Raw genomic sequence first — 18019 nt, 5'->3', positions numbered from 1 at the left:
GCGCTCAGTCGGAGATTTTTCGATAGACCGCCGCGGCGTGGCGCAGCAGCCGGCTCTTGCGCTTCCGCTCGTGGACGCGCTGGTGCTTGGCCTTGCGCTCGTGGGCGCGCTGCGCGGGTGCATCGACGCTCTCGAGCAGCCCGCGACGCACCTCGTCATCGTTCAATTCGCCGAGCAATTGCTGTCCCTTGCGCAGATGCTTCAGGATGATCCGCCATGACGCGTATTCGTCGGGGGGCAAGCCGCCCTCCGAGAACTCGATCGCGTAACGCAGCCGCTTGCTGGCGAGACGGACGCGGTGGCGCTTGGTCTTGCCCATGCCTTGCAGCCCGCGGCTCTTCTGGCACAGCTTGCCATGCCATCGCGCCAGCCGCCGCGCGTGAAACACCGCGACCGGCACGGCTCGCCGCTGCGCGGCGCGGGGGTCCTGCCGCGTGGTCCAGGGTCCGCTGCCGACCCAGTCCCACATGCCGTCGAACCATCGCCAGTATCGATCGCTTTGCAACGCCTCCTTGAGCGCCTCGAACGCGTCGGTTCGCGCCGTCTGGAGCATGCCTTCTTCAGGCAGGCCCTTGCTGTTCTCGATCGCGACGTCGAGGTCGCGCGTTGCGCCGAGATGGGCGCTCAGCCATCTCAACTCGGATTTCAGTCGCGTCCATTCGGTGTCCGCCACCATCGGCCCATAGAAGGCGATCGCCGCCTTCAGCCGCGTCAGCGCGATACGGGTCTGGTGCAGCGCGGCGGAATCGCCGGAACTTATGGCCTCGTGATTGGTGGCGACTTCCTCGAGGCATTCGGACAGGATCAGGCGAAACGCGGTCTCACAGCGCATGGCTTCGCTTAGATGGCGCGGCCGCTTTGGGCGGACAACACGCTCCTTGGCCGGACTTGCCGCTAACGTCATGACACTCTCGTGACCCCGCCGGTGCCGCAACGCAACCGGGCGGCTCCCGGGTGGGAAGATTTCCCGTTTGATCGATGTCGATCAAGGATTTTCTGCTGGGCCGCAGTGCGACGATCCAGCGACAGGATCAAAATGTCGCAATCAACCCGTAGGCGGGAGCTCATTCCAGTCGATATGCAGGCCGGGCTTTTGAGGGAACACCATGGTTTCGAGCACGCCGCAAAACCAGCCACCGGACTTCGCCGCAGCACCAGATATTTCGTGCACGAAGTATCTTGATATTTCGCGTGCGAAATATATAACGGGCGGCATGAAAGCGGAACACCGGCTGATCTTTCTTCTGACCGTGGCCCATCGCCGGTTGCAACGCGCCATCGAGCAGGAGACGGCCACGCACGATCTGACGTCGGCCCAGGCGGGCGTGCTGTTCTTTCTCGGGCGCAATGACGGCGCGCTGATCGGCGACGTCTCGCAGGCGCTCGACATCGTGCCGTCGGCGATGAGCGGGCTCGCCGACCGGATGGAACGTGCAGGCCTCGTGAAGCGCCGGCGCGATGGCGAGGATGGCCGCAGCCAGCGGCTCCACCTGACCGCGGCGGGGCAGGAACTCGGCAAGCGCGCCGCAACGCGGACCAGGGCGATCAACAACCGTCTGATGGACGGGTTCTCGGACGCGGAGATCGACGTGGTGTCGCGCTGGCTGACCAGCCTGCAAGACAAGTTTCCGAAGGACTAAGACAGCTAGAGCGTCTTCAAAGCGAAGTGGCTACCGGTTCGCGTGAAGAAGACGCGTCAAGCAAGAACCGAGCAACAGGAGTGAAGCATGAGTGAAGTGGTCGTAGTGCTGGACGGCGGTGTCCTCACCGTGACGATGGCGCGCCCGGACAAGAAGAACGCGATCACCAACGCGATGTATGGTGCGATGGCCGATGCGCTCGAGCGCGCGGAGGGCGATTCCGCGATCCGCGCCGTGCTGTTGCAGGGCGACGGCGACAGCTTTACCGCGGGCAACGATCTCGCCGATTTCGCGGCGGTGTCGCGCGGCGTGCAGGGCGAGCGCCACGTGACGCGCTTCCTCGCCGGACTTGCCAAGGCGACGCGGCCGCTGGTTGCCGCCGTGCAGGGCAATGCGGTCGGCATCGGCACCACCATGCTGCTGCATTGCGACCTCGTCTACCTCGCGCCGACCGCACGGCTGATCACGCCGTTCGTCAATCTGGCGCTGGTGCCGGAGGCGGCCTCGACCTATCTGCTGCCGCAGCGCATCGGCTATGCGCGGGCCTATGCGATGTTCGCGCTCGGCGAACCGGTCGAGGCGGAGACCGCGGTCTCGATCGGCCTCGCCAACGCGGTCGTGCCGCTCGCGGAGCTGCGCGCCAAGGCACGCGCGGCGGCGGACGCGCTGGCGAAGCGGCCGTTCGGCTCGCTCCAGCACACCAAGGCGCTGATGCGCGACCCCGTCAGGATCAGCGCGCAGATGGCGCGTGAGGGCGGGATCTTCCAGGAGCGGCTGATGAGTGCGGAAGCACGCGAGGCCTTTGCCGCCTTTGCCGAGCGCCGCCAGCCCGATTTCTCCAAGATTACCGGCTAGGGCCGGAGCGTGGGCCGCCACGCGTGGGCGGCGCTATTGCTTTGGGGTTGACGGCCTCGCCGGCTTCGAACATCTCCTGTCGGGGCATAGCGCAACCCGGCGAGGCGAGGCATGAGCGACAGTCACACGCTGCGCGGCGAAGGAATCGCCGCGACCATTTCGGCGCAGGGCGCCGAATTGTCGTCGCTCAGAAATGCCGACGGGACCGAACTGTTGTGGCAGGCCGGCCCGCAATGGCCGCGCCATGCGCCCATCCTGTTCCCGATCGTCGGTCGCTTGAAGAACGATACGCTGCGCCACAATGGCAAGACCTATCCGATGACGCAGCACGGCTTCGCGCGCGACCGCCGCTTTGCCTGGGTGGAGCAGGGGGCCCGATCCTGCAAGCTTGCGCTCACCGACGATGCGGAGACGCGTGCGCGCTATCCCTTCGCATTCAGGCTCGAGGTCACCTATACCGTTGATGGCGCCGATCTCGATATCGCCTTCGACATCGTCAACACCGGCGCCGAGACGCTGCCGGCCTCGCTCGGCGGTCATCCCGCCTTCAACTGGCCGCTGCTTCCGGGGGTGCAGAAGCAAGCGTACGCGTTGACCTTCGCGAAGGATGAGCCGGCGCCGATCCGGCGGCTGACGGAGGGACTGATGCGGCAGCAATCCGAGCCAAGTCCGATCAAGGGCAAGGTGCTCGCGTTGTCCGAGCAATTGTTCGACGACGACGCCATGATCCTCGATCAGGTTGCGAGCGCGTCGGTTCGCTTTGCTGCTGCGCAGGGGCCTGCGATCGAGGTGTCGTGGCGCGGCTTTCGCGAACTTGGCATCTGGTCGAAGGTCGGCGGCGCGGCGTTCCTCTGCATCGAGCCGTGGCAAGGCTTTGCCAGCCCGGTCGAATTCGATGGCGAGTTCACAGGCAAGCCCGGCCTCATGCACATCGCGCCGAGCGCGCGGCAGTCATTGGGCTATCGCATTCGCGTGAGCTGACGAAGAACAGGTCAATGGGCGCGGGGGCTGAGCGCACTGGTGATCGCGCCGACCGATGGCGGGTTCTCGTTCGCCCAGGCCTCATGCGCGGCCAGGTCGCGGTAATGCTCGGCCATGCGCAGCAGCCGCTCGCGTATGCCGGCTTCTTCCTCGCTTTTGGCCTGATCGGTCAATTGCGCGGCGCGTTCGAGAAGCGTTTTCGGATCGATCACGACAAGCTCCAAATCCGGTTTTCGCCAAGCGGACAACTGTTACAGGCAAGCACAGTTCCTGCCATGGTTTGATGACGGCGCATTCAGAGCTGGAACAAGCCGAGTCCCGCCATCACATCGCGCTTGGTGCGCTCGGTGATCTCCCGGGCTTTCAGGGTTCCGCGCCTGATCACGTCAGCGACATGGTCGCGATCGCCTGCCAGCTCGGCGCGTCGGGCCCGGATCGGCGCGATCAGGGCTTGCAGGATGTCCTCCAGCCGCCGCTTGACCGCTGCGTCGCCGAGACCGCCGCGCCGATAGCGCGCCTTCAATTCCTCGACGGCGTGCTGGTCGTCATCGAACGCGTCGAGATAGCTGAAGACGACATTGCCCTCGACCTTGCCGGCGTCGCCGACACGCAGATGATCAGGATCGGTGAACATCGCGCGCACCGCGGCCGTGATGTCACCGGGCGAGGCCGAGAGCGCAATCGCATTGCCGGCGGATTTGCTCATCTTCGCGCGCCCGTCGACGCCCGGCAGCCGTCCCGCGCGCGGTATGACGGCCACCGCCTCCTGCAGGAGCGCACGGCCGGCGAGCGCGTTGACACGCCTGATGATCTCGTTGGTCTGCTCGATCAGGGGAGCCTGGTCCTCGCCGACCGGCACGACGGTCGCCCGAAACGCGGTGATATCGGCGGCCTGCGCCACCGGGTAGCACAGGAAGCCCGCCGGGATGCCGCGTCCGAATCCGCGGGCGCGGATCTCGTCCTTGATGGTGGGATTGCGCTCCAGCCGCGCGACGGTGACAAGGTTGAGATAGAGCATCGACAATTCGGCGAGCGCCGGAAGCTGCGACTGCAGGCAGATCGAGGTTCGCTCGGGATCGATTCCAACGGCGAGATAATCCAGCGCGACCTCGATGACGTTGCCGCGGACCTTGCCGATGTCGTGCGCGTTGTCGGTCAGCGCCTGCATGTCGGCGAGCAGCAGGTATTGCTCATGGCTGTCCTGAAACGTGAGGCGGCTTCGAAGCGAGCCGACGTAATGGCCGAGATGCAGCGGCCCGGTGGTGCGGTCGCCGGTGAGGATGATCGGTTTGGTCACGGCTTGTCTCCATTCGGTTGAATGGGGACACCGCATGCGGGCTGGATGGGGTGAAAGAAAAAGGCCGCCCAATGCGGCGGCCCCGAAATGCATGAACGCGTTCGGCCCGCCTGTCAGTCGGCGAGCCACCAGAGATTGGCGATCAGGATCGAGCGGTTCATGGCGTGAGGCGTAAGGCAATCGAACGAGCCGGTCAAGACGGCATAGCCAGTTATTCTTCCACCCGGCTATGCTCGAGTAATCGCTCCCCTGTGCTCCTCCGAGAACACGTGCGCGTAAAGGTTGGCGATCCATTGCTTACCTTCCTGCGTGACCCGCAGATATCGAAGTGCGTCGCCGATATAGGGGCAGACGGCCTTCCAGAAGAAAGCAGGGTACGCTGCGCGTAAATCATCGGGGGTCAGATATCCGAGTTTCTCGCTTGCGCCAGTCTCCTGAAATTCGGCAAACAAGGCTGACGTCTTCCGCAAATAGTCAATGTCGGCCAATTGGCCGATCAAATCCGCGGCACGAAGCAGGCCGGGATAGTCCGCCGTACTGGTATGCTCCTCTTCCCCCGGTACCGGAAAGCGCGTGTGCTCGATGTTCGCCTCGATTTCCTTTGTGTCGATGGAGGTCAGGCTCACCTTGCCGAAACGCTCGCGGACGAAGAGCTTGGATCGTGTCACATGATAGGGGGTCAAGGATGCGTCCGTGGCTCCAGCAGATATCCGGACGCGATCACCGTTTTCGTTACAAACATAAAGTCCGTCCCGGTCGCCTCGACATACCCCGCGTACATAGCCGATGTCGTGGCATAAGAGCGAAATCATGAAATGGAGCCAGTCGCGCGGCCTGACACCGCCTTCGCTCGTATGCTTGCCGAGTAAAATGTTCTGTCCGACCAACGTCACCATGATGGTGTGGTTCATGTCGTGGTAGGCCGCATCGCTATTGGCAATATTCTCCAACGCGAGGCGCCCAACGAAACCGATGATGTCCGGATAGGCGGGCTCGAGGATTCCGTAGATTTGGCCGTATGTACCCTTGAGTTGATCGACAAACGCTTGGATGACAATTTGAGTTGGGTTGAACATGATCGCCTCCAATGCGCGGGATGCTATGCCGGTTTGGGTATTTCGTCACCGGGTTGTTGGTCCCGCAAATTGGGCCGGAGCCTAGTGGCCCGGAGGCCTGTCGAGCCCTGGTTTTGGGGGCTACCCGGGATGAGGCAAGGCTGAACCACCGCTGATGGCCCATCGCGATCAATGCACCCGACCGCCAAACGGTCCGCTGTGAGGTGCATACCGGATCTTACCGAGACCGGGCCAAACGGTCGCGATTGGACCCGAAGCGGGCAGTGGGGCCAGTAACGAGGGTGGACCGAAGCGCGCATGTATCCGCCCATGGCTCCCAACTTCCGTCAATTTTTGATCGCCATGTCAGATGTGGAAATTCTTGTCGAAGCGTGGCGATAGGAGTCACGCGATCAATGCTTTCGTTCCAAGTGATTTGCAGGACGAGTAATGAAGAACGCAACACTGCTTGCCCTTGGTTTATTGACGGCGGGAGTTTGGTCACAAGACAGCGCGAGATGTCAGACCTCGCTTTCCCCTCCGCTTTCGCTTGCGCCGCCGCCGTCGGACGAGGGATCGGCATCTCCGGCTGCAACCAACAGCGTCTGGCCGCCGACGGCGACCGCTAAGAGTTCGGTACTGCCCCGAGCCGCCAAGGAGTCTTTGCCACGCTCCACTGCCCCACGATCTGCCACTGTCGAACACACGCCGGTAGAGTCAGGCAGCGCTTCGCCAGCACAGGTGATCGACAGGTCGCCGCCGTCGGCTGGACCGGTCCCCGATTACGATGGTTTTAGCGTCGGCATCGACGACGACACGTCAAGCCGGACGACGCGACCCGTCAGGTCGCACCGGGCAAAGCAGCCCAAGCTCGATCAAGAAGCAGATCGTGTCTCCCGGCAGCAATCGGTCGATCCCGGGGACGATGACAAACTAAAGGGCAAGCTTACGATTTGCCGCGGCTGCAAGTAGCAGGTGCCACTCCGGGCGGACATTTGAATTGGCCCGTCATCTTGCGGGACTCTTGCCATGCAAGAGTCCGGAAATGGCCCATCGCGACATATTCCGATGCTGCACAAAATGACCGCTATAAGGACAAAGCGGACGTAAGCTTCATCGCATGATGCCGCTGGGTTTATAGGTCTATGCCCTAGTTGAACGCCATGCCGCCGCTCATCGCGATGGTCTGTCCGGTCATGTAGGGATTGTTGACCAGCAGCATCACGGCCTGTGCCACCTCTTCCGCTGTGCCGAAACGGCCGACCGGGATGCGGCTGACCAGCTCGCTTTGTCCCCTCATCATGTCGGTCTCGATCAGCGACGGCGCCACGGCATTGACGGTGATGCCCTCCTTGACGAGGCGCGCGGCATAGCCGCGGGTCATCCCCTCCATCGCCGCCTTGGATGCGTTGTAGTGCGGCCCGATCGAGCCGGTGCCGCGCGCCGCGCCGGAGGAGATGTTGACGATACGGCCCCATTTGCGGGTGCGCATCATCGGCAGCACTGCCTGTGTGCAGAGAAACGCCGATTTGAGATTGACCGTGATGGTGCGGTCGAAATCCTCTTCGGTGAGGTCGTCGACACCCCTGACGATCGCGATCCCGGCATTGTTGACGAGGATGTCGACCGGGCCGAGCTCGGACTTGGCGCGCTCGACCAGCGCGGCGACGGCGGCAGCTTCCGAGACGTCGGCGGCGATCGCGACGGCGCGGCCGCCGGCGGCGGTGATGCCCTTCGCCAGCGTCTCCGCCTCGGCCGAGCGCTCGCGATAATTGATGGCGACGGCGGCGTCGGCATCCGCCAGCATCTTGACGATCGCCGCGCCGATGCCGCGCGATCCGCCGGTCACCAGCGCCACATGTCCGTGCAGACTGCTTGTTGTCATCAAGGTCACCCTGTTCGACGTACCCTCGCAGGCTCGCAAACGGGAAGGCGCGGCGCAATGCAACTCTGCTCAAATCTGCGTTGGAGGCCGCCGCGCGGCGAAAAACCGGCTTCCGGGGCCGGAATCGGCCTTGCGTCCGGCCCGGGCCGGCGGCAATGGTTGGGACATCACTTCTTAGCCCACCCACGAGAGATCGATGAGCAAACTGATTGTCCGCGCCGGCGAGTTCACCTTTGACGCCCGTTTCGAGGAGCAGCTGGCGCCGAAGACGGTCGCCGCGTTCCGCAAGGCGATGCCGTTCGAGAGCCAGGCGATCCACGTGCGCTGGAGCGGCGAGGGCGTCTGGATGCCGCTCGGCGATCTCGACTTCGGCGTGTCCTACGAGAACCACACCAGCTATCCGGCGCCGGGCCAGATCATCCTCTATCCGGGCGGCATCAGCGAGACCGAGATCCTGCTCGCCTATGGCGGCGTGCATTTCGCCAGCAAGATGGGCCAGCTCGCCGGCAATCATTTCATCACGCTGACCTCGGGGCTGGAGAACCTCACCGCGTTCGGCAAGACCGTGTTGTGGAAGGGCGCGCAGAACATCCGCTTCGAGGAAATCTGATGTGACCGAGGCCCGCTATCCGCGCGATCTCCGCGGCTACGGCCGCAATCCGCCCGATCCGAAATGGCCCGACGCGGCGCGCATCGCCGTGCAATTCGTGGTCAATTTCGAGGAGGGCGGGGAGAACAACATCCTGCACGGTGATCGCGCCTCGGAAGCGTTTCTGTCCGACGTGCTCGGCGCGCAGCCCTGGGTCGGCCAGCGGCACGCCAATATCGAGACGATGTTCGAATATGGCGCGCGCGCCGGCTTCTGGCGGCTGTGGCGGATATTCACCGAGCGGAAGCTGCCGACCACGGTGTTCGGCGTCGCGATGGCGCTGAAGCGCAACCCGGATGTCGTCGCCGCGATGCAGGAGGCGGGCTGGGACATCGCAAGCCACAGCCTGCGCTGGGTCGAGCACAAGGACATGTCGGAGGACGAGGAGCGCGAGGAGATCGCCCGCGCCATTGCCGTGCATGCCGAGGCGACAGGCGCGCGGCCGCTCGGCTGGTACACCGGCCGCTCCTCGATCAACACGCTGCGGCTTTTGATGGAGGCGGGCGGCCTGCGCTATCTCTGCGATTCCTATGCCGACGATCTGCCGTACTGGATCAAAGCAGCCGGCACCGAGCCGCATCTCGTGATCCCCTATACGCTCGATGCCAACGACATGCGCTTCATCAACGCGCAGGGCTTCGGCGGCGGCGAGGAATTCTACACCTACCTGAAGGACAGTTTCGACGTGCTCTATGCCGAGGGCGCGACCTCACCGAAGATGATGTCGATCGGTCTGCATTGCCGCGTCGTCGGGCGTCCCGGCCGCGCCGCCGCGCTGATGCGCTTTCTCGACTACATCCAGAAGCACGAGCACGTCTGGGTGCCGACGCGGCTTGCGATCGCCGAGCATTGGCACGCCAATCTGAAGCATCTCGCCGCGGAAGCGTTTGAGATCGGCTAGCGCCGGTGCCACTCCAGCCGAATTGACGCAACATCCTGCGCATCCGAATTGCATCGGGTGAATTGCTGCGTTGCACAGACGTCAGAAGCGATCCCGGATTCCACGCGTTAGCAGCCTGCAATGCGGGAGCAGGCGGGTTTCATGCAAGACGTCCAGGAGATCGTAACCGGATTGGAATACACATTTCGCTGGGTTCCGGATTGGGCGGTCGGCCTCGTCCTGATCACGGCTGCGATCGCCGTTGCGCTCGTCGTTCACTCCATCGCGCAACGCATCGTCCATCGCATGGTGGGACCAAAGAATTCCGTCGCGCCGATGCTGCTTGACCGGACGGCCGGTCCGTCACGGCTGGCGCTGTGTCTTGCCGCCCTCGCGCTGGTGTTGCCATTGGCGCCGCTCAACGATCTGCTGCGGCTGACACTCAGCCATTTCTTCGGCGTCGCCGTCATCGCGCTGATCGGCTGGATCTCGATCCGCGCCGTCGACATGGCGTCGGCCAGATATCTCGATAAATTTCGCCTCGACGTTGCCGAGAATTTCCTGGCACGCAAGCACGTCACCCAGGTGCGCGTCTTCAAGCGGGTCACCGACACGCTGATCGTCATCATCGCGGTCTCCACCGCGCTGATGACGTTCGACTCGGTCAGGCAATACGGCGTCAGCCTGTTCGCCTCCGCCGGCGCCGCCGGCCTGATCGTCGGTCTTGCCGCAAGGCCGTTGCTGAGCAATCTGATCGCCGGCGTGCAGATCGCCGTCACCCAGCCGATCCGGATCGAGGACGCGGTCATCATCGAAAACGAATGGGGCTGGGTCGAGGATATCGCCTCAACCTATGTCGTGATCCGGCTGTGGGACTGGCGGCGCATGGTGGTACCGCTGTCCTATTTCATCGAGCGCCCGTTCCAGAACTGGACGCGCGACGCGCAATCCCTGATCGGTGCGATTGCGCTGCATGTTGATTATAGCGCCGACGTGCCGGCGATCCGCAAAAGGCTGGAGCAGGCGGCGAAGGAGTCGCGGCTCTGGGACGGCGCGGTGGTCAATCTGCAGGTGATCGACACCCACCCGCGCACCATCGAGCTGCGCGCGCTGATCAGTGCACGGAATGCACCGCAATCCTGGGACCTGCGTTGCGAGATCCGCGAGAAGCTGCTGGCGTTCATCCGTGACGAGATGCCAGACGCGCTGCCGCGCGATCGGGCGATCCTGGCGCCCGCTGTCGATGATTTCGGCCGGGCGTTCCTGCGCGGAGCGCCGGCACGGCAGCGCGCGGCGGCGCCGGCGCGCAGCTGATCCGTGATCCGCTCTAGTGCCCTGCCATGTGCCGGCCGATCTCGGTGAGATCGGCCTCGCTGGCGCGGGCCTCATGCACGAACGCGCCGTGGAACATCACGACCAGCCGATCCGACAGCTCCAGCAGCTCATCGAGGTCCTCGCTGACCAACAGCACCGCCGCGCCGCGATTGCGGGCGGCCATGATCTCGGCGTGGATTTGCGCCACCGCCGCGAAGTCGAGTCCGAAGCAGGGATTGGCGGCGATCAGCACCTCGACGTCGCCCGAGAGCTCGCGCGCCAGCACCGCGCGCTGCACATTGCCGCCCGACAGCGCCGCGATCGGCGTCTCCGGCGTGCGGGTCTTGATCTTGTAGCGGTTGATCTTGCGCTCGGCGTCGTTGCGGAATGCGGCACGGTTCAGCCACCAGCCGCCGCGCGCGAACGGGGCACGATCGAACTCGCGGAATGCGATGTTGTCGGCGACGCTCATGCCGCCGACGCAGGCGTTCTTCAGCGGCTCTTCCGGTAGCAGCGACATCCTGTGCCGCCGCATCTCCGCGCGACTCGCCGCATAGCTCTCGCCCTGGACGCGGATCACGCCGCTCTCGGCCTCGCGCTGGCCGGCCAGGACCTCCACGAGCTGGCGCTGGCCGTTGCCGGAGACGCCGGCGATGCCGACGATCTCGCCGCTTTTCACGGTCAGCGATACGCCGTGCACGGCAATCGCGCCGGCATCGTCAAGCGCGGTGAGCTTGTCGAGCTCGAGCCGGGCCGCTCCGGTCTCGCCGGTGCGCGGCGGCTGTACCGTCAGCTGCTCGGCGCCGATCATGGTGCGGGCCATCTCGTCCGGCGTCAGCTCCGCGACCCGGCCGCTGCCGGCAAGCTTGCCGCGGCGCAGGATGGTCACCTCGTCGGCAAAGGCCATCACCTCGCGGAACTTGTGCGTGATCATCAGGATGGTGAGGTCGCCCGCGACCACCGTCGCGCGCAGCATGCCGAGCACTTCGTCGGCTTCGCCCGGCGTCAGCACCGAAGTCGGCTCGTCCAGGATCAGGAAGCGGCGCTTCAGGTACAGCTGCTTGAGGATCTCGCATTTCTGCCGCTCGCCGGCGGAGATGTCGGAGACCTTTGCGTCGAGCGGCACCTTGAACGGCATCCGCGCCAGGAAGGCCTCCAGCTCCGTCTTCTCCTTGCGCCAGTCGACCACGGCAGGCACGTCGTCGCGCGCCAATACCAAATTCTCGGCAACGGTCATCGCCGGCACCAGTGTAAAGTGCTGGTAGACCATGCCGAGCCCGAGCGCATGCGCGTCCTTCGGATTGGCGATCGCCTGCTGGCGGCCGCCGACGAGGATGTCGCCTTCGGTGGCGTGGTAATAGCCCATGATGCATTTCACGAGCGTGCTCTTGCCCGCGCCGTTCTCGCCGAGCAAGGCGTGGAACGAGCCTGGACGCACCTTGAGCTCGACATTGTCGAGCGCTGTGAAATCGCCGAACCGCATCGTCATGGCGATGGCATCGACGCCGAACGCGCCTGATGGTGCGGGCGGCTCGCCGATGATCACGACAGCGCCCCGATCAGGTCGGCGGATCTGGTCACCGCGCCGAACACGCCGCCCTGCATCTTGATCATCTTCAGCGCGTGGTCGTGATTGCTCCGGTCGGTCGCGCCGCAGCAGTCCTCGACCAGCACGCATTCGAAGCCGCGGTCGTTGGCCTCGCGCATGGTGGTGTGGACGCAGACATCGGTGGTGATGCCGGTCAGCACGATGTTCTCGATGCCGCGCAGCCGCAGCATCAGCTCGAGGTCGGTGGCGCAGAACGAGCCTTTTCCGGGCTTGTCGATAACAGGCTCGCCCGGCAGCGGCGCGAGATCCGGAATGATCTCCCAGCCCGGCTCGCCGCGCACCAGGATGCGGCCGCACGGGCCGGGATCGCCGATGCCGGCGCCGATCTGGCGCGAGCGCCAGCGCTTGTTGGCGGGCAGGTCGGCAAGGTCGGGGCGGTGGCCCTCGCGCGTATGAATGATGTGAAAGCCCTGTGCGCGCATCATCGCGAGCAGCTTCCTGATCGGCTCGATCGGCGCCCGCGTCAGCGAGAGATCGTAGCCCATCTTGTCGACATAGCCGCCGACGCCGCAGAAGTCGGTCTGCATGTCGATGATGATGAGCGCGGTATTCTCTGGCCGCAGATCGCCATTATAGGGCCAGGCGTAGGGCTCGGACTTGATGAAGCGCTCGGGCATGAAATAATCTTTCGAGATGCTATCGGGTGATGGACAATTCGGCGGGCGCGCCGGTCAGCGTGCGTTTCGGCGAGCATGTGATGATCATGATCGCGAGCGTCAGGATGTAGGGCGCGGCGTTGAACAGATGATAGCCGGAGGTGATGCCGACCGATTGCAGCGCGGGTCCGAGCGCGGCGGCGCCGCCGAAGGCGAGCGAGGCCCACAGGCAGAGCATCGGGTCCCAGCGCGCGAAGATCACCAGCGCCACGGCAGTGATGCCCTGTCCGGAGGAGAGGCCCTCGTTCCAGCTGCCGGGATAGAACAGCGACAGGAACGAGCCGCCGATGCCGGCGAGGAAACCGCCGACCATGGTGGCGCGCAGCCGGATCAAGAGCACCGAATGGCCCATCGCGCGCGCCGCATCGGCGCTCTCGCCGGCGGTGCGGATCAAGAGGCCCCAGCGCGTGGTCCTGAAGGCCCAATAGAGCAGCGGCGCGATCGCGACGCCGATCAGGAACAGCACGTTGATGCGCAGCGCCGCGCGCACCTGCGTGATGTCGCTCCACCAGCCGAAATCGATCGCCGGCAGCCGGGCCGCCGTCGGCTCGATCAGCGGTTTGCCGAGGAAGAACGCGAGCCCCGTGCCGAGCAGCATCAGCGCGATGCCGACCGCGATGTCGTTGACCCGCGGCAGCGAGCAGATCCCGGCATGCAGCGCGCCGAACAGCGCGCCGGTGATGCCGGCCGCGAGCACCCCTAACCATGGCGAGCCGGAGAGATAGGAGATGCCGTAGGCACTCATCGCGCCCATCACCAGCGTGCCCTCGAGGCCGAGATTGATGCGGCCACTTCGCTCGGTGATGCACTCGCCGAGGCTGACGAACAAAAACGGCGTCGAGACGCGGATGGCGCCGCCGAACACGGCCAGCGGGACGGTCCAGAGCCCGAGCGATGCATCCGCCATGTCAGGACTTTCCCTTCAGGAAGCCGATCCGCCCGTAGAGTGCGTCGCTGGCCAGCACGAACACGAAGATGATGCCTTGCAGCACCAGCACCGAAGCATCGGGCAGGCCGAGCCGCCGCTGCAACAGGCCGCCGGAGGCCGAGATACCGCCGAGCAGGATCGCCACCGGAATGATCGCGAGCGGATTCTGCCGTGCCAGGAACGCAACGAGGATGCCGGTGAAGCCGTAACCCGCCGCGAGGTTGGCGTTGGTGCGGCCCTGCACCGCCGCAACCTCGATCATGCCGGCAAGCCCGGCGCAACTGCCGGCGAGGAAGCACACGGTCAGGATCAGTTTGCCGACACTGAGGCCGACGATCTTGGCGGCGCGGATGTTGCCTCCGGCGACGCGCGCGGCGAAGCCGAAGGTGGTGTGATAGATCAGGATGTAGGCGGCGATGGCGGCGACGAGGCCGAACACCAGGCCCCAATGCACGTCGGTGCCGGGAATGGTGCCGATCATGTTGGCGGCGCCGATCTCGCGCGTCGACGGCTTGTTGAGGCTCGCCGGATCGCGCATCGGCCCCTCGACCAGATGGTTCAGAATCGCAAGCGCGATATAGACCAGCAGCAGGCTCGAGATCGTCTCGTTGACCCCGCGATATTGCCGCAGGCCGCCCGACAGCGTGATCCAGAGGCCGCCGCCGATCATGCCCGCGATCACCATGGCGATCTGCACCACGATCGGCGCCGCGCCCTGCAGCGCCAGCGCCGCCGCGGTCGCCGACAGTGCGCCGATCAGAAGGGCGCCTTCGCCACCGATGATCACCATGCCGAGCTGTGCCGGCAGCGCCGTGCACAGCGCGGTCAGGATCAGCGGCGCGGCGCGGGTCAGCGTGTTCTGCCAGGAGAAGGCGGTGCCGAACGCGCCGTAATACATGTAGAAATACAGATCGAGCGGGTTCTTGCCGTAGAGCGCGACGAAGCCGCCGAACACCGCGAGCGCGCCGACCAGCGCCGCGCCCGGGATCAGGATGTATTCGATGCGCGCGCCGTGGCGCTGGAGGAATCCGGGATCGGCGGCCGGAGCGATGCCGGCCGCCTCCACCGATTCCGCCGTTTCCGTCGTCACGCGGTGGCTCCGATCACGCCCTCGACGAGATAGTCCATCTTCTCGAGTTCGGGATCCTGCTGGCCGCGATCGGTGCCGGAAGCGATCACCGTCTTGCCCTTGTTGTCGACGAGCGGGCCCTTGAAGATCGTAAACTCGCCGGTCATGAACTTGGCCTTGACGTCGTCGGCATGCTTGCGTGCTTCCGCCGAGACCATCTCGCCATAGGGCGACACCTTGACGATCTCTTCCTTGAGGCCGCCGCGATAGAAGTTCGGGATCGCTTCGCCCGCGGTGATCATCTTGACGAATTTCGGGTAGAGCGCCTCCCAATTCCACTCGGCGCCGGTGAGATAGGCCTTCGGCGCCAGCGGCGACTGGTTGACGTGATAGCCGCAGACGAGAGCGCCGCGGCGCGCGGCGTTCTCGACCATCGTCTTCGGTCCGTCGACATGGCAGGTCAGGACGTCGACGCCCTGGTCGATCAGGCTGTTGGTCGCCTCGGCCTCCTTGACCGGCATCGACCAGTCGCCGGTGAAGATCACCTGCGTGGTCGCCTTCGGATTGGCGAGCCGGGCGCCGAGCGTGAATGCGTTGATGTTGCGCAGCACCTGCGGGATCGGCTTGGCGGCGACGAAGCCGAGCTTGCCGCTCTTGGTCGAATAGCCGGCCACGATGCCGGAGATGTATTGCGCCTCGTCGATATAGCCGAAATAGCTGCCGGCGTTCTTCGGGTCCTTGTCGGACCACAGGCCGCCGCAGTGCTCGAAGCGCAGTTTTGGAAACTTGCCCGCCATCTTGAGGACGTGCGGGTTGTAGTAGCCGAACGAGGTCGGGAACATGAGCGTGGCGCCGTCGAGATTGATCATGGACTCGATGGTCTTCTCGACCGCATCGGTCTCCGGCACCTTCTCTTCCTCGACGACCTTGATGCCGGGAAGCTTCTTCACCGCCGCGGCTCCTTGCGCGTGCGCCTGGTTGTAGCCGTAGTCGTCGCGCGACCCGACATAGATGAAGCCGATCGTGGTTTCCGCTGCCGCCGCGCCACGAATGCCAAGCGTGCTGCCGAGCGCCAGTGCGGCGCTCCCCTGCAATAAATGCCTTCTTGAAATCCTGCCAAAATCCATCGCTCGCTCCCTCCGGCGGGTCCGGCCCGCCTGTCCCTGTCGCAGCCGCCTGACGGCGGAGCTTGAGGGAAGTGTCGCAAGCTTCATGCCAGAGCATGTTTGGCGATCAGTCTTCTGTAAATGATTGAATATACGTGAGAATGGTGATCGATCTCAGAACGCTCGGAAGCCGGTTGAGATCGATTTGCCTATTTTATGAGCGATCGATCGCTGTTGTATGCAATGCCGTTAAGCAGTCGTGCGAGCCCGGTCGGGGCCTGTGCACGAGGCGCCAATTGCCGGCTGGTGAATCGGATCGGGCCTGCTACGAGTGAAGCGGGCTCCGCCGGCCGCGTTGGACTGATGGGAAACAGCATGAGTGAGACAAAACCGTCCTCGAAACCGTCTTCCCTTGGCGACGAGATCGTGGCGCGGATCAATCAGCTCGCGACGATCTCCGAGACGCCGGAGCATCTAGCGCGAATCTTCCTCACCGACGAGCATCGCAAGGCAGCCGATCTCATCCTGTCCTGGATGCGCGAGGCCGGCATGAGCGCGCATCTCGACGCGATCGGCAATGTCTGCGGCCGCTACGAAGGCGAGCAGCCGGGCTTGCCGGCGCTGATGCTCGGCTCGCACTACGACACCGTGCGCGACGCCGGCCGGTGGGACGGCCCGCTCGGCGTCATCACCGCAATCGCCTGCGTTGCCGATCTGAACCGGCGCGGCAGGCGGCTGCCGTTTGCGATCGAGATCGTGGGCTTTGCTGACGAGGAGGGCGTGCGCTTCGCCTCGACCCTGCTCGGCAGCCGCGCGGTCGCCGGCACCTTCGACGAGAGCGTGCTCAACACGCGCGACCGCGCCGGCACGTCGATGCGCGACGCGCTGATCCAGTTCGGGATCGATCCCGATCACATCGGCAAGGCGGCACGCGCCCGCCGCGAGCTGCTCGGCTATGTCGAGCTGCACATCGAGCAGGGTCCCGTGCTGGAAGAGAAGGCGCTGCCGGTCGGCGTCGTCAGCGCGATTTCGGGCGCGACCCGGCTGGCGGCGAGCCTCACCGGCGTCGCCGGCCATGCCGGCACGGTGCCGATGAAGCTGCGGCGCGATGCGCTGGCGGGTGCTGCCGAATGCATCGTTGCGATCGAGCAGTTTTGCAGGTCCGACGAACAAGGCCTCGTCGGCACCGTCGGCTATGTCAACGCGATGCCGGGCGCCACCAATGTGATCCCGGGCAAGGTGTCCTTCACCATGGATATCCGCTCGCAGAACGACATGCATCGCAAGCGCGCCGTCGCCGACATCGTGCGGCAGATCGAGGCGATCGCAAAACGCCGCGACCTCGCCTTGCAGATCGATGTCACCCACGAGAACCGCAGCGTGCCCTGCGCGCCGTGGCTCAAGACGCAGATCGCCGAGGCGGTCGCGGCCGAGGGCCATGCAGTGTTCGAGCTGCCGAGCGGGGCGGGGCATGACGGCATGGCGATGGTCGATGTCGCCGATATCGGCATGATCTTCGTGCGCTGCCGCGGCGGGATCAGCCACAATCCGGCCGAGCATGTCGAGCTCGCCGATGCCGACACCGGCGCGCGGGTGCTGCTGCGCTTCGTCGAGAATTTTCGTCCGCACGGTGTCGTGAATAGCTGAAGCTGCCGCGCCCGCGTTGCGCAGCGAGTAGATCGAGAGTTCTTCGCAACTCCAACACCGTCACCCTGAGAGGGTGTGAGGCTTTGTCCTCATCCACCGTTGTCGTCGCCCGGCTCGACCGGGCGACCCAGTACGCCGCGGCCTATCGGCTCAAGCACGACCGTCTCTGGAATACTGGATCACCCGCATGCGCGGGTGATGACACTGAGCAAGCTGAGCAAACCGATCCCCGTCACCCTGAGGAGCCGCGAAGCGGCGTCTCGAAGGGCGACGGCCCAACTGTGGCCGTGCGCCCTTCGAGGCTCGCTGCGCTCGCACCTCAGAGCCTGACTGAAAAATGGGTGAGTGATCTCAGTGGGGTGTGATTCCATCGGATTTGCAAAGATTCGAGGGAGAGCACGATGCCCTGGACCAAGATCACTCGGGAGCAATATCGGCGGGACGATCT

At 64.8% G+C, this 18019-nt stretch carries 17 protein-coding genes; 7 read left to right on the top strand and 10 right to left on the bottom strand.

What is annotated here, in order from left to right; all coding sequences use genetic code 11:
* Positions 1–4: 4 nt before the first annotated feature.
* Entirely contained in the window at positions 5–904 is a 900-nt protein-coding gene (locus I6F38_RS28030) for a CHAD domain-containing protein (protein WP_225162625.1), read from the bottom strand.
* Positions 905–1214: 310 nt separating this feature from the next.
* On the opposite strand from I6F38_RS28030, the gene I6F38_RS28025 reads away from it, so the two are divergent.
* The 3 genes from I6F38_RS28025 (at position 1215) to I6F38_RS28015 (ending at position 3476) form a co-directional block, all read left to right on the top strand.
* A complete protein-coding gene (locus I6F38_RS28025; RefSeq protein ID WP_225162681.1) occupies positions 1215–1640 on the top strand; it encodes a MarR family transcriptional regulator in 426 nt (141 codons plus the stop codon).
* Between the two features lie 87 nt (positions 1641–1727).
* Positions 1728–2495: an enoyl-CoA hydratase-related protein gene (locus I6F38_RS28020; protein ID WP_225162624.1), complete on the top strand. Its 768-nt coding sequence runs from the start codon at positions 1728–1730 to the stop codon at positions 2493–2495.
* A 111-nt stretch (positions 2496–2606) separates the two neighbouring features.
* Entirely contained in the window at positions 2607–3476 is an 870-nt protein-coding gene (locus I6F38_RS28015) for an aldose 1-epimerase family protein (protein ID WP_225162623.1), read from the top strand.
* A gap of 11 nt (positions 3477–3487) precedes the next feature.
* Here I6F38_RS28015 and I6F38_RS28010 read toward each other — a convergent pair whose 3' ends face one another.
* From I6F38_RS28010 to I6F38_RS27995, 4 genes are all read right to left on the bottom strand, one after another.
* Positions 3488–3688, bottom strand: a complete 201-nt coding sequence (locus I6F38_RS28010; RefSeq protein WP_168857972.1) for a hypothetical protein — start codon at positions 3686–3688, stop codon at positions 3488–3490.
* An 83-nt stretch (positions 3689–3771) separates the two neighbouring features.
* Complete coding sequence (trpS, locus tag I6F38_RS28005) at positions 3772–4809, bottom strand: tryptophan--tRNA ligase (RefSeq protein ID WP_249794329.1); 1038 nt, start codon at positions 4807–4809, stop codon at positions 3772–3774.
* Positions 4810–5000: 191 nt separating this feature from the next.
* Complete coding sequence (locus I6F38_RS28000) at positions 5001–5849, bottom strand: Npun_R2479 family HD domain-containing metalloprotein (protein ID WP_225162621.1); 849 nt, start codon at positions 5847–5849, stop codon at positions 5001–5003.
* Positions 5850–6978: 1129 nt separating this feature from the next.
* Positions 6979–7713: an SDR family NAD(P)-dependent oxidoreductase gene (locus I6F38_RS27995; protein ID WP_225162620.1), complete on the bottom strand. Its 735-nt coding sequence runs from the start codon at positions 7711–7713 to the stop codon at positions 6979–6981.
* A 196-nt stretch (positions 7714–7909) separates the two neighbouring features.
* Here I6F38_RS27995 and I6F38_RS27990 point away from each other — a divergent pair, with 196 nt between their 5' ends.
* From I6F38_RS27990 to I6F38_RS27980, 3 genes are all read left to right on the top strand, one after another.
* Positions 7910–8323, top strand: a complete 414-nt coding sequence (locus I6F38_RS27990; RefSeq protein WP_016843084.1) for a DUF3830 family protein — start codon at positions 7910–7912, stop codon at positions 8321–8323.
* 1 nt (position 8324) lies between these two features.
* Positions 8325–9263, top strand: a complete 939-nt coding sequence (gene puuE, locus I6F38_RS27985; RefSeq protein WP_225162619.1) for an allantoinase PuuE — start codon at positions 8325–8327, stop codon at positions 9261–9263.
* 141 nt (positions 9264–9404) lie between these two features.
* Entirely contained in the window at positions 9405–10556 is a 1152-nt protein-coding gene (locus tag I6F38_RS27980) for a mechanosensitive ion channel family protein (protein ID WP_225162618.1), read from the top strand.
* Between the two features lie 13 nt (positions 10557–10569).
* Here I6F38_RS27980 and I6F38_RS27975 read toward each other — a convergent pair whose 3' ends face one another.
* The 5 genes from I6F38_RS27975 to I6F38_RS27955 are packed head-to-tail and all read right to left on the bottom strand — an operon-like array spanning position 10570 to position 15945.
* Positions 10570–12102, bottom strand: coding sequence for an ABC transporter ATP-binding protein (locus I6F38_RS27975; protein WP_225162617.1), 1533 nt, complete (start codon positions 12100–12102; stop codon positions 10570–10572).
* Entirely contained in the window at positions 12099–12782 is a 684-nt protein-coding gene (locus I6F38_RS27970; RefSeq protein WP_225162616.1) for an isochorismatase family cysteine hydrolase, read from the bottom strand. Before I6F38_RS27970 ends, I6F38_RS27975 begins: the two co-directional genes overlap by 4 nt.
* 19 nt (positions 12783–12801) lie before the next feature.
* Positions 12802–13728, bottom strand: a complete 927-nt coding sequence (locus I6F38_RS27965; protein WP_225162615.1) for an ABC transporter permease — start codon at positions 13726–13728, stop codon at positions 12802–12804.
* Between the two features lies 1 nt (position 13729).
* Positions 13730–14839, bottom strand: coding sequence for an ABC transporter permease (locus tag I6F38_RS27960; protein WP_092082494.1), 1110 nt, complete (start codon positions 14837–14839; stop codon positions 13730–13732).
* Complete coding sequence (locus tag I6F38_RS27955) at positions 14836–15945, bottom strand: BMP family ABC transporter substrate-binding protein (protein ID WP_225162614.1); 1110 nt, start codon at positions 15943–15945, stop codon at positions 14836–14838. Before I6F38_RS27955 ends, I6F38_RS27960 begins: the two co-directional genes overlap by 4 nt.
* A 354-nt stretch (positions 15946–16299) precedes the next feature.
* Between I6F38_RS27955 and I6F38_RS27950 the strand changes: the two genes are divergently transcribed.
* Entirely contained in the window at positions 16300–17571 is a 1272-nt protein-coding gene (locus I6F38_RS27950; protein ID WP_225162613.1) for an allantoate amidohydrolase, read from the top strand.
* The last annotated feature ends 448 nt before the right edge of the window (positions 17572–18019 follow it).

Origin of the sequence: Bradyrhizobium sp. BRP56 (assembly GCF_020194035.1) — a bacterium.
Classification (GTDB): domain Bacteria; phylum Pseudomonadota; class Alphaproteobacteria; order Rhizobiales; family Xanthobacteraceae; genus Bradyrhizobium; species Bradyrhizobium australafricanum.
The sequence above is the reverse complement of the archived record's forward strand: the minus strand, read 5'-3'. Positions and strand labels throughout refer to the sequence as shown.